Here is a 13,570-nt window from a genome sequence, read left to right as displayed (position 1 = left end):
GTGCTCGCTCACGGCACGCTCGTCGCGGTTCCGGACGGCGCCACGCTGGCCGGCACCTTCCTCACGTGGCAGATACCCACGCTGGCCGCGAAGGGCGACACGGCAACGCTGACGTACCAGGTCAAGCTCAACAGCGACGCCTACAACGTCACGGTGAAGAACGTCGCCACACCGGGTCCAGGGGGCACGTGCACGACGTGCACGACGAACCACCAGACGCCGCCGCCGGGTGTGGTCCCGCCTGAGCTGCCGAAGACCGGCGCCGACCTCCTGCCGGTCCTGTGGTGGGCCGGGCTGCTGCTCCTGCTCGGGACGGCCGCCCTGGTCCTCTCACGACGGCGCCGCGTCGCCTAGCGATCAGACCCTGCGGGGGAGGGTGGCCCGGCCACCCTCCCCGTCAGGGCGTGAGCAGCTTGGCGCGTAGGCGCTGGGTGTCGTCGTCGGTCCAGCCGTGCCGCCTCAGCCACGTCTCAGGTCCGCCCTCGCGGTCGAGCGCCTCCACGAGGAGGCGCATCGTCTCGGCGCGAGGGGCCTGCTGCGCCACGGTCTTGCCCTCCAGGTTCGCCGCGTAGACCGGATGCCGGGCCAGCCGTTGCATGATGCGGGGGACGCGCTCGGCCGAGGCCGCGAAGTCGGCAATCACCGCCTCCGGCGTGACTCCGGCGACGAGGAGTGCCAGCCCGATGACTGTCCCCGTCCGGTCCTTGCCGGCGGCACAGTGGACGACCACGGCGCCGTCGGCCTCACCGATCGCCCGGAGCGCCGCGACGACCGAGTCCGGGCGCCGGTCGAGGTAGCCGAGGTAGTGCTGCGACCAGTACGCGTCGTGCTTCTGCTCTTCCTTGTGCGGAGGGCGGACCTTGGCGGCCGTGCCCATGTTGCGGTCCGCCTCCCAGGGCAGCTTGCGCTCGCCGGCCGGGATCCCGGTCTCCTTGGTGTCCTCGGTGTAGAGCGTGTGGTGATGGATGCGGACACCCGGCTCCGCGAGCATCGGCCCGTCGCCCTCCTTGGCGACCTCCACCACGGTGCGCAGGTCGACGACGTCGGTGACCGCCAGGTCGTCGACCAGGTGGCGGACCGAGGCGGGTGGCAGCTCCTGGAGGTTGTCCGACCGGATCAGGCGGCCCGCCACGACGGCGCCGCCGTCGGTCGTCGGCAGAGCGCCCACGTCGCGCATGTTGTCGACACCGTCGAGCTCGATCCATCCGGGAACGTGGGTCGTCGTCACGTCGACGACCCTAACCGGGGAAAGGCGAAGGCCCCGGAGAGTATGAGTCGCCGGGGCCTTCTACGACGAGCCGAAGCCCGCCGCTCGTGTCCGAGGTTTGACCCTCGCACACACCCGAAGTTCCGCGAATCTCCTTCTCCCGAAAGAGAACTCGACTCCTCAGATCTTCGGTCCGCCTCCGGCGAACCGGTGGCGTGGGGATATTTCTAGGCCCTCCCGAGGCCTCCCCGCAAGGGCTTCCCGGCAAAATCGTCGGGGGATTTTCAGCCTCTCGGCGTGTCGCGCCCGACACGCCGAACCGCTTGACTGTCCAGGTGAATTTATCTTGACGTCGAGATATATTGCGAGTGTGACGACCGTCGACGAGGCCGACCGGCTGACCCGGAGAGGGGTTCCCGTCGACCCCACGCTGCGGGTCCTCGCCGTCGCCACCCTGGTCAATACGATGGGCAACGGCGCCCTCATGACGACGTCCGCCCTGTACTTCACGCACGTCATCGGGCTGTCGCCGACCCAGGTCGGCGCGGCGCTGGCCGTGGCCGCCGCGGTCGCCCTGTTCTGTCAGGTTCCCCTCGGTCACCTCGGCGACGTCCGCGGCCCGCGGGAGGTGCTGGTCTGGTTGACCGCCGCCGCGGGGATGGCCACCCTCGGGCTCCTGGTCGCCCGCTCCTTCGCCGGGCTCGTGCTGGTGCTCGCCGTCGAGGCGTTCTTCGACCGCGGGGCGAGCGCCATCCGCTCGGGCTACATCGCGCGGGTCGCGACCGGTGGCCGGGGGGTGTCCTTCAAGGCGTACCTGCGCTCGGTCACCAACGTCGGGATCTCGGTCGGCGCCCTGCTCGGGGGTCTCGCCCTCGCCGTCAACCAGCCGTGGGCCTACCTGTCGGTCTTCGCCCTCAACGGCGCGAGCTTCCTGGTGTCCGCGCTGGTGCTCACCCGGTTGCCGCACCTCGCACCGGCGCCGGCCCGGGTGCAGGGTGAGTCCCGACTGGGCGCTCTGCGGGACGGGCCGTTCGTCGTCGTCTGCATCCTCACCGGGATCTACGCGATGCACTTCTTCGTCATCGAGCTCGCCGTCCCGCTGTGGATCGCCGGCCACACGAGCGCGCCGACCTGGCTGGTGGCCGGCACCATGCTCGTCAACACCGTCGCCGTGGCGGTGTTCCAGGTGCGGCTGTCGCGGGGGTCGGACACCGTGCCCAAGGCGGCGCGGCGGATGGCGTTCTCCGGGTTCTGGGTGCTGGCGGGGTTCGCGCTCATCGCCCTCGCGGCCGGCCTGCCGCCGTGGGCGGCCGCTACCCTCCTGCTCGCCGGGGCCGCTGTCCACTGTGTCGGCGAGATGATCGGGTCCGGCGGCCAGTGGGGCGTCCAGATGGGCCTGGCGCCGCAGGAGCGACAGGGCCAGTACCAGGGCCTGGCCGGGATGAGCTTCTCGCTCGCCTCGATCCTGGCCCCGCCGCTGGTGGCCTTCCTCTGCATCGACTGGGGAGGGCCCGGCTGGCTGGTCATGGGTGGCCTCGTCCTGCTGGCTGCAGTGGGCAACGTGCCGGCCAGCGACTGGGCGCTGCGCACCCGCGCGCGCTACGGGGTGACGACGCACACCGGCTGACCGGCTGGGACACTCGTCCACGTGCCGAGTGCCCTTCCGGACGGCGAGCCCGCCCCGACCTCCGGCGAGCTGCCCGCTGCGGCGCTCGCGCGGCTCGGGAGCGCGCCGTTCGGGGTCTACGTGCACGTCCCCTTCTGCACGGTCCGCTGCGGGTACTGCGACTTCAACACCTACACGCTCACGGAGCTGGGCGACGGCTCCGTGCCCGGCGCCAGCCTCGGCACGTATGCGTCGGCCGCCCTGTGCGAGCTCGACCTGGCCCGGCGGGTGCTCGGCGACGGGGTGCCGGAGGTCGAGACGGTGTTCGTCGGTGGCGGCACCCCCACGCTGCTGCCGCCGGGGGACCTCGTAGCGGTGCTGCGCGGCATCCAGGACCGGTTCGGGCTGTCGCCCACGGCGGAGGTGACCACTGAGGCCAACCCCGACTCGGTCTCGGCCGCGTCGCTGGCCGAGCTGGCCGCGGGCGGCTTCACCCGCGTGAGCCTCGGCATGCAGAGCGCCGTACCGCACGTCCTGCGGACCCTCGACCGGACCCACGACCCCGCGAACGTCGCTCGCGCGGTCGGCTGGGCCCGGACCGCCGGGCTCGGCGTCAGCCTCGACCTCATCTACGGCACGCCGGGGGAGTCTCTGGATGACTGGCGCCGCAGCCTCGACACGGCGGTCGCTCTCGAACCCGACCACGTCTCCGCCTACGCGCTGGTCGTCGAGGAGGGGACCCGGCTCGCGGCGCAGGTGCGTCGTGGGGACGTCCCGGCACCCGAGGACGACGACGAGGCCGACAAGTACGAGCTCGCCGACGACGTCCTGACGGCCGCGGGATACGGGTGGTACGAGGTGAGCAACTGGGCCCGGTCACCCGAGTACCGGTGCCGCCACAACGAGGGGTACTGGGCCGGCGGCGACTGGTGGGGCGTCGGACCGGGCGCCCACAGCCACGTCGGCGGCGTGCGGTGGTGGAACGTCAAGCACCCGGCGGCGTATGCCTCCCGCCTGGCCGCCGGGGACTCGCCCGCCGCCGCCCGCGAGCTCCTCACCGACGAGCAGCGGCACGACGAGTGGGTCCTGCTCGGCGCCCGGCTGGCCGGGGGCATACCGGTGACCGGGCTGCAGCCGTCGGGCCGGACCGCGGTCGCCGGCCTCGTGGCCGACGGGCTGGTCGACGGCCCCTCGGCGGTCCGGGACCGCCAGGTGCGCCTCACCCGGCGGGGTCGCCTCCTGGCCGACACGGTCGTGCGCCGGCTCCTGGGGTAAGTGGAGGAGCCGGCGCACGAAGCACGCACGTCAGTGCAGGATGCGGATCTGGAACGGGTACTCGTAGACCTCGCCCTTGCTCGCCTTGACCGCCCCGATGATGTGGAAGACGAAGATGAGGATGTTCGCGATGAAGAACAGCACGAGGGCGACCGGGATGAGCAGGACCGTGAACACGCAGATCCACGCGACGATGTTCATGATCCAGAGGCCGACGTTGAAGTTGAACGAGCCGGCGGCCGCCTGGCGCACCATGGGGCTGCGGTTCTTGTAGATCGCCCAGATGATGAGCGGGCCGACGAAGCTCAGCCACCCGGCGGTGAGGATCGCCGCGATGATCGCCGACAGGTGGGCGAGGATGCTCGCGGTCCTCTCCTCACCGGTGGCCTGGTGGCCGGAGGTGGGGCCGTAGGGCTGGTTGGTGGACATGGTCTCCCCTGGTCGGATGGTCGTGACATCCAGTGTGACGTCGTGGCTTGAGCCGTTGTTCCGTCGGACCGCCGAGTTCAGGGTCCGGTCAGGGTGTCTCCGGAGCCGTGACGAAGTCGATGAGCTCCTCCACGCTGGCCAGGAGGGTCGGCTCGAGGTCGGCGTAGCTGCGCACCCTTCCGAGGATCCGCTTCCACGCCAGTGCGATGTCCGCCTGGCTGTCGTGCGGCCAGCCGAGCGCCGCGCAGATCCCGTGCTTCCAGTCCTGGCCGCGGGGGACGACCGGCCACGCGTCCAGTCCGAGCCGGGCGGGGCGCACCGACTGCCAGACGTCGACGTAGGGGTGGCCCAGGACCTTGACGTGTCCGCGGGCTCCCGGCAGGGCCCGGACGGCGTCGACGATCCCGGACTCCTTGGTCCCGGGAACGAGGTGGTCGACGAGGACACCCATCCGGCGACCAGCGCCGGGACCGAACTCGGCGATCGCCGCGGGCAGGTCGTCGACTCCGTCCATCATCTCGACGACGACGCCCTCGACGCGCAGGTCGTCGCCCCAGACCTTCTCGACCAGCTCGGCGTCGTGCCGGCCCTCGACGAACAGCCGGGAGGCCGCCGCCACCGTGGCGCGCCGGCCACGCACGGCTGTCGACCCGCTCGCGGTCCGGGACTCCGCCCGCCGGGCCTCGGCCAGCACGGTGGCCGCCGCTCGCCGGGGTGGGGTGAGCACGACCGGCTGCCCGTCGACGAGGAACCCCGAACCCAGCGGGAACCCGCGCGTGCGCCCACGCCGGTCCTCGAGGTGCACCACCTGCATACCGCCGGCCTTCTCGACCCGCGTCACGGCTCCGCACCAGCCGGTCCCGGCGTCCTCGACCACGAGCCCCGGCTCGGCGGGGACCTCCGCCGGGGCCGGCCGCCCGCGACGACGCCAGTCGCCGTTCAGCACATCCGCTCCGTACCGGTCCACGCTGGGAGGGTAGGCACCCGCATACCGGCGCCGGTCTGCGACGCGCCGGGCGGTTCAGCGCCGACGACGTAGACTTGGCGGGTACTGGCACTCTGGCACCCGGAGTGCCAGCCACGCGTTGAGGAGAGCGGAACCCGTCAGCGAACCGGTCGAAGGAGGTGACGTCGTGAGCGAGGAACGTCGGCTCGCCGTGCTGCGGGCCATCGTCCAGGACTATGTCCAGACCTCCGAACCGGTCGGGTCCAAGGCGCTCGTCGAACGCCATCACCTGGGCGTCTCGGCCGCGACCGTCCGCAATGACATGGCCATCCTCGAGGAGGAGGGCCTGATCCACGCACCGCACACCTCGGCGGGACGGGTCCCGACGGACGCGGGGTACCGCCTCTTCGTCGACCGCCTCAGCTCGATCAAGCCGATGTCCGCCGCCGAGAAGTCGGCCATCCGCACGTTCCTCGCCGGCGCGGTCGACCTCGACGACGTCGTCGACCGGACCGTGCGGCTGCTCTCCACGCTGACCCGGCAGGTCGCGGTGATGCAGTACCCGAGCCTCACCCGGTCCACGGTGCGCCACATCGAGCTGGTGCCCCTCGGGTCGGACCGGCTGATGGTCGTGGTCATCGTCAACACCGGCCGGGTCGAGCAGCGGATCGTCACCACCGACGGCGACCTGGTCGGCGAGCGGGGCGAGAGCTTCGTCGCACGGCTGCGCTCGGAGCTCAACGCCGAGGTGTCCTCGCGGCCGTTCCTCGAGGCGTCCGCCCGGCTGTCGGCCCTGGCCGACCGGTTCGATCCGGTCGAGCGCGACACGGTGCGGTCGGTTGCCCGGGCGCTCGACGAGGCCCTGCTGGAGGAGCGCGAGGAGCGCGTGGTGCTGGCCGGCACCTCCAACCTCGCCCGGTTCGGGCCCGACTTCCCGCTGACCATCGGCCCGGTGCTCGAGGCACTGGAGGAGCACGTCGTGCTGCTCAAGCTGCTGGGTACGCTGGGCAGCGAGACAGGGACGGGGCTCGGACACGACGCGGTGGCCGTACGCATCGGCCACGAGAACGCGCACCGGGGGCTCACCTCCACGTCCGTCGTCTCCACCGGGTATGCGGCGGGCTCGGAGGTCGTCGCCGGGCTCGGGGTGCTCGGTCCGACCCGGATGGACTACCCCACGGCGATGACGACGGTGCGTGCAGTGGCCCGCTACGTCTCTGAGATCCTCGGACCCTGAGTCCGATTTTGTTGTCAGACAAGGACATTCGTTGAACGACTACTACCAGGACCTCGGCGTCCCTCGCACGGCGACCGAGGAGGAGATCAAGCGCGCCTACCGCAAGCTGGCCCGCAAGCTCCACCCGGACGTCAACCCGGGCAAGGAGGCCGAGGAGGAGTTCAAGAAGATCTCCCAGGCCTACGACGTCCTCTCCGACCCCGAGAAGAAGCGCGCGTTCGACCTGGGCGCCGACCCCTACGCGATGGCCGGGGAGGGCGGGTTCGGTCAGGGCTTCACGTTCAGCGACGTCATGGACGCCTTCTTCGGTGCCGGGGCGGCGACGTCCCGAGGTCCCCGGTCCCGTCAGCAGCGCGGCCAGGACGCCCTGGTTCGACTGGACATCGACCTCTCTGCCGCGGTGTTCGGCTCCGACGAGGAGCTCGTCGTCGACACGGCGGCGGCGTGTGGGACGTGTGGGGGTTCGGGGGCCCAGCCGGGAACCGGCACCTCGTCCTGCAACGTCTGCAACGGCCGCGGCGAGGTCCAGACCGTCCAGCGCTCGTTCCTCGGGCAGGTGATGACCAGCCGGCCGTGCAACGCCTGCCAGGGCTTCGGCACCGTCATCCAGCACCCGTGCTTCGAGTGCTCGGGCCAGGGCCGGGTCCGGACCCGGCGAACGCTGAAGCTGCGGGTCCCCGCCGGTGTCGACTCGGGCACTCGGATCCAGCTCACCGGCGAGGGGGAGGTCGGTCCCGGCGCGGGTCCGGCCGGCGACCTCTACGTCGAGGTGGCGGTCCGTCCCCACTCGATCTACACCCGCCGCGGCGACGACCTGCACTGCCAGGTGGAGCTGCCGATGACCGCCGCCGCACTCGGGACGACCCTGCAGCTGTGGACCTTCGACGGGGAACGCGAGCTCGTCGTGTCGCCCGGCACCCAGCCCGCCGAGACCCTGACCATGCGTTCACTGGGCGTCACCCACCTGCGGGGCAGCGGCCGCGGCGACCTCATCGTCCACACCAACATCCAGACCCCGACCCACCTGACGCCCGAGCAGGAGGACCTGCTCCGTCAGCTCGCGACGCTGCGCGGTGAGGAGCGGCCGGCCGGCAAGCTCGCGCCGATGGAGAAGGGCTTCATGGGCAAGCTCCGCGACGCCTTCAAGACCCGCTGACACCATCGGGGATCCGTCGAACCGGCAGAACCCGTTCGGAGTCTGCGTGTCCTGCGTGCTCGTCGGCGTGTCGCTGCCGCAGCCGCCCGCAGTGCCTGTCTGACGGACCGAGAATCGTCGCGGCCTTGACGGACGGGGGAGCCGGAGCGTGGTCGGATTGAGGGCATGACCGACCGGATGTTCCTCGTCGACGGGGCGGACTGGCCGTCGGCGTCCGCCGGTGACGAGATCAAGGTCAGCGGTGCCGAGGGGCGGCACGCGGTCACCGTGGTCCGGGTTCGCGCCGGCGAGACGGTGCTGCTCGGGGGACGGGGCCGGCGGGCGGAGGCGACGGTCACGCAGACCGGGCGGGACGCCTTCTCGGCGCGGTTGGGGAGGGTCGTCGACGAGCCCGAACCCGAATTGCGCCTCGTCCTCGTCCAGGCGCTGGCGAAGGGCGGCCGCGACGAGCAGGCGGTCGAGACGGCGACCGAGCTCGGCGTCGACGAGGTCGTGCCGTGGCAGGCCGCCCGCGGCGTCGTGGTCTGGCGCGACCGCGAGCGCGAGGCGAAGGGCCGTCGCCGCTGGGAGTCGGTATGCGTCGCGGCCACCAAGCAGTCGCGGCGCTCCCGGGTGCCGGTGGTCGCCGAGCCGGTCGGAACCGTTGAGCTCGCCGCGCGCCTCTCGACCGCGGCCGTCGCGCTGGTTCTCCACGAGACCGCGACCGAGTCCCTGGCCGGTGTGGACCTCCCCGACCACGGCGACGTCGTCGTGGTGGTCGGGCCGGAGGGCGGCATCAGCGACACCGAGCTGGCCGCCCTGGTGGCTGCCGGTGGCCGGCCGGTCCGGCTCGGCCCGGAGGTGCTGCGCTCGTCGACCGCCGGACCCGTGGCGCTGGCGGTTCTGGCGTCGCTCGCTCGCTGGCACTGAGCCGGCGACGCTCCCTCAGCCGACCGAGAAGGTCACGATGTCCTGGAAGGCGACGCTGCCGTCCTTGGCGCTGACCTCGATCCCGCGGAACTCGTACTGGCCCGCCGCCAGGACCCCGAGGTCGACGGTCCACGAACCCTGCTGCGGACAGCCCGAGGACGCGGTGGTGTTGCCCTTCTTCACGACCGAACCGCCCTGACGCAGCTCCCAGACGACGTTGGCCTCGAAGGTGCACGCCTGGCCGGTCACGACCACCGCCTTGCCGCCGGGCAGCGCCTGGCCCGCATACGGGCTGTCCACCCAGATCGAGGCGACCTCGGTGAACACCCGCTCGTCCGCCGGCCGCTTGTAGACGTTGGAGGGCATCGTGTCGAAGACGCGGCCGCCCGGGACGGTGACGACCACCGGGGCATTGGCCTGCTGGACCGCGGCGGTGACCGTCCACACCAGGGCTTGCACCGCCAGCCGTTGCGCGTCGTCGGGAAGCCCGGTGGCCCCCGGCCCGCTGAGCAGAACCCCGACTTCTGGCGCGGCCAGCGCGACGTAGGTCGCCGTGGTGCCGGTCGGCCACGCGGCGACGAAGCGGTTCGGGGTGCTCGCGGGCACGGTGACGGCGGCGGCGAGAGCGGCGTCGGCCTTCTGCGCGGCCGTCGCTCCCACGGGGAGCTGACCTGGGACGAACACCCGGACCAGGGCGTAGTGGCCGTCGGGCGACCCCGGAGGCGCGACGTAGTAGACGGGCAGGCCAACGGGGACAGTGGGCACGGGTGCACTGGTGGCCGAGGTCGCCGAGCCGGTCGCCGAGCCGGTTCCGGAGTCGCCCGGAGGCGGGCTGGGAACGGGGCTCACGGGGACGGTCATGGACGGTGTCGCGGGGACGGGCGCCGGAGCGGATGCCGGGCGCAGGGCGACCCACGCGCCGACGGCCATCACGGCGACCGCGGCTGCGGCGGCGATCGGCGGCAGCCACGAGCGCCGCCGAGCGGCGGTGGGAGACATCGCGGCGCGGATGTCGCCGAGCCGGTCGTCGGGACGGATCGCGTCGGCCTCGCGGGTCAGGGCACCGCGCAGCCGCTCCTCGATCTCCTCGAGGCCTTCGACATCGTGACGGTCGGTCATGGCGCACCTTCCAGCGAGTCGCGCAGGGTCGTGAGCGCCCGGTGGGCGTGCGCCTTCACCGAGCCGGGGGAGATGTCCAGCGCGTCGGCGATCTGACGCTCGCTGAGGTCGGCGTAGTACCGCAGGACGACGACCTCGCGCTGTCGCTGCGGGAGCCGGTGGACCGCGTCGAGCACCGCCTCGTCGTCGTCGTGACGCAGGACGGCGGTCTCGGCGCTCTCCCCGGTGAGCCGTCCGAGCGCGTCGGCCGACCCGGCCTGCGAGGCGAGGTAGCGCGCCTCCACCGCATGGTGGCGGAACCCCGACCGGCAGCCGTTGACCACCGAGCGGCGCAGGTAGGCCAGCGCCGTCCCCTCCTGCCGCAGCCGCGCCAGACGCGGGTATGCGGCGACGAAGGCGTCCTGGACGACCTCCTCCGCGCGGTTCCGATCACGCAGCAGCAGCGCGCCGAGCCGGACGAGGCCGGCCCAGTGCATCGCATACAGGTCGGTCAGCGCCTCGTCGGCCGGCAACGCAGAGTCGCTGTCCGTCTGGCGAACCGCCATGCCCAACCGTCCCATGACGAGTAGACGCACGACCCGCCCGACACGTTGACACGATCCGCCCAGGATCGTGAGGATCGTCCCCATGTGCCTCTTCTGCGACATGCTCGAGGGCAAGATCCCGATGGACGTCGTCCGCGAGACGGGACAGTCGGTCGCCTTCCGTGACATCAACCCGCAGGCGCCGACGCACGTCCTCGTCATCCCTCGGCGACACGTCGAGAACCTCGGCGCCCTCGCGGAGTACCCGGAGGAGCTGGCCGACGTCGTCGCGCTGGGGGCGTCCGTGGCCGAGGAGGAGGGGCTCGAGGCCGGGTTCCGCATGGTCGCCAACACGGGGGAGCTCGCCGGGCAGACGGTGTTCCACGCTCACCTGCACGTGCTCGGCGGCCGCCGGATGGCCTGGCCGCCCGGCTGAGGACGGGACGCCGGCGACAATCTGAGTTCGGCGGGGTGCCGTCGCGCACGTAAACTGGCGGGAAGATGACAGACGCCGACCATCCCTCCGCGCCGAGTGAGCGCGACGACCTCGACCTCAGCACGTCGAGCCCGTCCGTCCCGACGCACATCATCACCATCCCGACCTCGATCTCGATGGTCACGCTCCTCGGACCCCGCGACGAGCTGCTGCGGACCATGGAGCGGGCGTTCCCGCTGCTCGACGTGCACGTCCGTGGCAACGAGATCTCGCTGCGGGGCGTCAGCTCGGAGGTGGCCCTCGTGGAGCGGCTCATCGACGAGCTGCTCGTCATCATCGATGTCGGCCAGCCGCTGAACCGCGACGCCGTCGAGCGGTCGATCTCCATGCTGCGCAGCCAGACCCGCGAGCGGCCCGCCGATGTCCTGACGATGAACATCGTCAGCAACCGCGGTCGCACCATCCGGCCCAAGACGCTGAACCAGAAGCGCTACGTAGACGCGATCGACGAGCACACCATCGTCTTCGGCATCGGCCCCGCCGGCACCGGCAAGACCTACCTCGCGATGGCCAAGGCCGTCGCCGCGCTGCAGGCGAAGCAGGTCACCCGGATCATCCTCACCCGCCCGGCCGTCGAGGCGGGGGAGCGGCTCGGGTTCCTCCCAGGCACCCTCAACGACAAGATCGACCCCTACCTGCGGCCGCTCTACGACGCCCTTCACGACATGGTCGACCCGGACTCGATCCCGCGGCTGATGGCCGCCGGGACCATCGAGGTCGCCCCCCTGGCGTACATGCGCGGTCGGGCGCAGCCGGTCGATGCACAGGTGATGACGCCAGAGGGTTTTCGCACCATCGGCTCCCTTCGCGTCGGTGACCTCGTCACCGGATCGGACGGGCGGCCAACGCCCGTCCTCGGTGTCTATCCACAGGGCATGAAGCGGATCTATCGGGTGACGACCCAGGACGGCGCGTCGACCCTTGCCTGCGGCGAGCACCTGTGGACGGTGGCCACTCGCGACGACAAACGGCGAGGGCGGAGCCGCGTGGTGCAGACCCAGGACATGATCGGGCGAGTGCGAGCAGGACACTTCCACCGGTTCGAGCTGCCTGTCGTGAGCGCGGTACAGATGGACCCCAGGCCGGTAGCGATCGACCCGTACTGCCTCGGACTCCTCCTCGGCGACGGCTGTACCACGACGACGACCACACCGTCGTTCGCAACAGCCGACCCTGAGCTGGCCGCCGCGCTTGAGGCGGGCCTCGACCGCATCGAGCTGACGTACAGGGGCGGGTACAACGACGTGCTGCGGCACGTGGAAGGCCGTCGCGGTGGTGTCATCGTCGCGAACCCGGCGACGGAGACGATCCGCGATCTGGGTCTCGACGGAATGACGTCGTCAGACAAGTTCGTACCCACGGTCTACCTCAACAACTCTGTCGAGGTCCGGCTCGCGGTCCTGCAAGGCCTGCTCGACACCGACGGTGGCCCGGTGATGCAGGCGGGGCGGCGCGCGCGCGTCCAGTACACGACCACCTCTCCCCGGCTTCGAGACGACGTTCTGTTCCTCGTGCGATCGTTGGGCGGGATCGCCTACTGGCGGACCCGACCGGCATGGGGTCGAACTCCGGGGTATGCCCACGGTCGGGAAGTCCGCTACCTCAACGACGCCTACGTCCTGGACATTCGGCTCCCTGAGGGCCTTCAGCCGTTCAGGTTGGCGCGCAAGCGTGCGCGCTACGGAACCACGGCGGTCACCCGACCGATGCGGTACGTACACGCCGTCACCCCTGCCGGAGAGCGCGAGACGGTCTGCATCCAGGTCGGGGCAGCCGACAGTCTGTATGTGACCGACGACTTCGTGGTTACTCACAACTCCCTGAACGACTCGTTCATCATCCTCGACGAGGCGCAGAACACCTCGGCCGAGCAGATGAAGATGTTCCTTACCCGGCTCGGTTTCGGGTCGAAGATGGTCGTGACCGGCGACGTCACTCAGGTGGACCTGCCCGAGGGCACCACGTCGGGGCTCCGCCAGGTCCGGCACATCCTCGACGGCGTCGACGACATCCACTTCTCCGAGCTGACCTCCGTCGACGTCGTTCGCCACCGTCTGGTCACGGCCATCGTCGACGCCTACGACCGGTCCGACGCCGACCGCCGCGAACGCCGGGAGGATGGGCGCGGCCGGCGGACGCAGCACCGGCGGCCGGTTCGCGACGAGCCGCGAACGGCCACCCCGTGAGCGTCGAGGTCCTCAACGAGACCGAGTACCCCGCCGACGCCACCGAGCTGGTCGCGCTCTCCCGCTACGTCATGGGGGAGCTGAAGGTCCATCCCCAGGCCGACCTCTGCATCACCCTCGTCGAGGAGCCGGCCATGGAGACCCTCCACGTGCAGTGGATGGACCTTCCCGGCCCGACCGACGTCATGAGCTTCCCGATGGACGAGCTCCGTCCGGGGCGTGACGACAAGGAGCCCGACGAAGGCATGCTCGGCGACGTCGTGCTCTGCCCGAGCGTCGCGGCCAAGCAGGCCCAGGACGCCGGGCACGCCACCGACGAGGAGCTGCTGCTCCTCACCACGCACGGGATCCTTCACTTGCTCGGCTTCGACCACGCGGAGCCTGACGAGGAACGCGAGATGTTCGAGCTGCAGCGTCAGCTGCTGCTGACCTTCCTCGCCGGCCGCGGCCGCTCTTCTACCGGCCCGGTCTAGGAGCCGA

13 protein-coding genes and 3 pseudogenes are annotated in these 13,570 nt (G+C 71.4%); 11 read left to right on the top strand and 5 right to left on the bottom strand.

Features of this window, described 5'->3' with window-relative positions:
* Nucleotides 1–354 (top strand): LPXTG cell wall anchor domain-containing protein (locus VIG79_RS00390; protein WP_331880670.1); only part of this gene is annotated, 354 nt, incomplete at its 5' end.
* 43 nt (nucleotides 355–397) lie between these two features.
* Here VIG79_RS00390 and VIG79_RS00385 read toward each other — a convergent pair.
* Nucleotides 398–1,228 carry a tyrosine-protein phosphatase gene (locus VIG79_RS00385; protein WP_331880668.1) on the bottom strand — a complete coding sequence of 277 codons (831 nt, stop codon included), beginning with the start codon at nucleotides 1,226–1,228 and terminating at the stop codon, nucleotides 398–400.
* Nucleotides 1,229–1,577: 349 nt separating this feature from the next.
* On the opposite strand from VIG79_RS00385, the gene VIG79_RS00380 reads away from it, so the two are divergent.
* Nucleotides 1,578–2,834, top strand: a complete 1,257-nt coding sequence (locus tag VIG79_RS00380; RefSeq protein ID WP_331880666.1) for an MFS transporter — start codon at nucleotides 1,578–1,580, stop codon at nucleotides 2,832–2,834.
* Between the two features lie 21 nt (nucleotides 2,835–2,855).
* Nucleotides 2,856–4,088 carry a radical SAM family heme chaperone HemW gene (gene hemW / locus VIG79_RS00375; protein ID WP_331880664.1) on the top strand — a complete coding sequence of 411 codons (1,233 nt, stop codon included), beginning with the start codon at nucleotides 2,856–2,858 and terminating at the stop codon, nucleotides 4,086–4,088.
* Nucleotides 4,089–4,118: 30 nt separating this feature from the next.
* Here hemW and VIG79_RS00370 read toward each other — a convergent pair whose 3' ends face one another.
* Together VIG79_RS00370 and VIG79_RS00365 are read right to left on the bottom strand one after the other, a co-directional pair.
* On the bottom strand, nucleotides 4,119–4,517 hold the full coding sequence (locus tag VIG79_RS00370; protein ID WP_331880662.1) for a DUF4870 domain-containing protein: 399 nt from the start codon (nucleotides 4,515–4,517) through the stop codon (nucleotides 4,119–4,121).
* 88 nt (nucleotides 4,518–4,605) lie between these two features.
* Nucleotides 4,606–5,484, bottom strand: coding sequence for a DUF3097 domain-containing protein (locus tag VIG79_RS00365; protein WP_331880660.1), 879 nt, complete (start codon nucleotides 5,482–5,484; stop codon nucleotides 4,606–4,608).
* Between the two features lie 166 nt (nucleotides 5,485–5,650).
* Between VIG79_RS00365 and hrcA the strand changes: the two genes are divergently transcribed.
* The 3 genes from hrcA to VIG79_RS00350 all read left to right on the top strand — a co-directional run bounded on the left by hrcA (nucleotide 5,651) and on the right by VIG79_RS00350 (nucleotide 8,765).
* Nucleotides 5,651–6,700, top strand: a complete 1,050-nt coding sequence (gene hrcA / locus VIG79_RS00360; RefSeq protein WP_331880658.1) for a heat-inducible transcriptional repressor HrcA — start codon at nucleotides 5,651–5,653, stop codon at nucleotides 6,698–6,700.
* Nucleotides 6,701–6,731: 31 nt separating this feature from the next.
* Nucleotides 6,732–7,856, top strand: a complete 1,125-nt coding sequence (gene dnaJ / locus VIG79_RS00355; RefSeq protein WP_331880656.1) for a molecular chaperone DnaJ — start codon at nucleotides 6,732–6,734, stop codon at nucleotides 7,854–7,856.
* A gap of 165 nt (nucleotides 7,857–8,021) precedes the next feature.
* Nucleotides 8,022–8,765: a 16S rRNA (uracil(1498)-N(3))-methyltransferase gene (locus VIG79_RS00350; protein WP_331880654.1), complete on the top strand. Its 744-nt coding sequence runs from the start codon at nucleotides 8,022–8,024 to the stop codon at nucleotides 8,763–8,765.
* 15 nt (nucleotides 8,766–8,780) lie between these two features.
* On the opposite strand, the gene VIG79_RS00345 is transcribed toward VIG79_RS00350, so the two are convergent.
* Together VIG79_RS00345 and VIG79_RS00340 are read right to left on the bottom strand one after the other, a co-directional pair.
* On the bottom strand, nucleotides 8,781–9,884 hold the full coding sequence (locus tag VIG79_RS00345) for a Gmad2 immunoglobulin-like domain-containing protein (protein WP_331880652.1): 1,104 nt from the start codon (nucleotides 9,882–9,884) through the stop codon (nucleotides 8,781–8,783).
* Nucleotides 9,881–10,429, bottom strand: a complete 549-nt coding sequence (locus tag VIG79_RS00340) for an RNA polymerase sigma factor (protein WP_331880649.1) — start codon at nucleotides 10,427–10,429, stop codon at nucleotides 9,881–9,883. The genes VIG79_RS00345 and VIG79_RS00340 overlap by 4 nt, the downstream gene beginning before the upstream one ends.
* A gap of 82 nt (nucleotides 10,430–10,511) precedes the next feature.
* Here VIG79_RS00340 and VIG79_RS00335 point away from each other — a divergent pair, with 82 nt between their 5' ends.
* The 5 genes and pseudogenes from VIG79_RS00335 (at nucleotide 10,512) to ybeY (ending at nucleotide 13,563) form a co-directional block, all read left to right on the top strand.
* Nucleotides 10,512–10,844: a histidine triad nucleotide-binding protein gene (locus VIG79_RS00335; protein WP_331880646.1), complete on the top strand. Its 333-nt coding sequence runs from the start codon at nucleotides 10,512–10,514 to the stop codon at nucleotides 10,842–10,844.
* A gap of 65 nt (nucleotides 10,845–10,909) precedes the next feature.
* A pseudogene (locus VIG79_RS00330) lies at nucleotides 10,910–11,650 on the top strand (PhoH family protein); the annotation flags it as partial.
* Nucleotides 11,639–12,481 (top strand): annotated as a pseudogene (locus VIG79_RS00325) (LAGLIDADG family homing endonuclease); the annotation flags it as partial. The pseudogenes VIG79_RS00330 and VIG79_RS00325, both read left to right, overlap by 12 nt.
* A gap of 240 nt (nucleotides 12,482–12,721) precedes the next feature.
* Nucleotides 12,722–13,090: pseudogene (locus tag VIG79_RS00320) on the top strand (PhoH family protein); the annotation flags it as partial.
* Entirely contained in the window at nucleotides 13,087–13,563 is a 477-nt protein-coding gene (gene ybeY / locus VIG79_RS00315; protein ID WP_331880643.1) for an rRNA maturation RNase YbeY, read from the top strand. The pseudogene VIG79_RS00320 and the gene ybeY, both read left to right, overlap by 4 nt.
* The last annotated feature ends 7 nt before the right edge of the window (nucleotides 13,564–13,570 follow it).

This window comes from Lapillicoccus sp., assembly GCF_036559105.1.
GTDB lineage: Bacteria > Actinomycetota > Actinomycetes > Actinomycetales > Dermatophilaceae > Lapillicoccus.
Note: the sequence above shows the minus strand (reverse complement) of the source record. Positions and strands in the feature narration are given on the sequence as shown.

Excerpts from the sequence above, each read along its gene's own strand:
- VIG79_RS00370 (WP_331880662.1), bottom strand. The coding sequence starts at position 4,517 with ATGTCCACCAACCAGCCCTACGGCCCCACCTCCGGCCACCAGGCCACC.
- VIG79_RS00350 (WP_331880654.1), top strand. The coding sequence starts at position 8,022 with ATGACCGACCGGATGTTCCTCGTCGACGGGGCGGACTGGCCGTCGGCG.
- VIG79_RS00345 (WP_331880652.1), bottom strand. The coding sequence starts at position 9,884 with ATGACCGACCGTCACGATGTCGAAGGCCTCGAGGAGATCGAGGAGCGG.
- VIG79_RS00340 (WP_331880649.1), bottom strand. The coding sequence starts at position 10,429 with ATGGCGGTTCGCCAGACGGACAGCGACTCTGCGTTGCCGGCCGACGAG.
- VIG79_RS00335 (WP_331880646.1), top strand. The coding sequence starts at position 10,512 with ATGTGCCTCTTCTGCGACATGCTCGAGGGCAAGATCCCGATGGACGTC.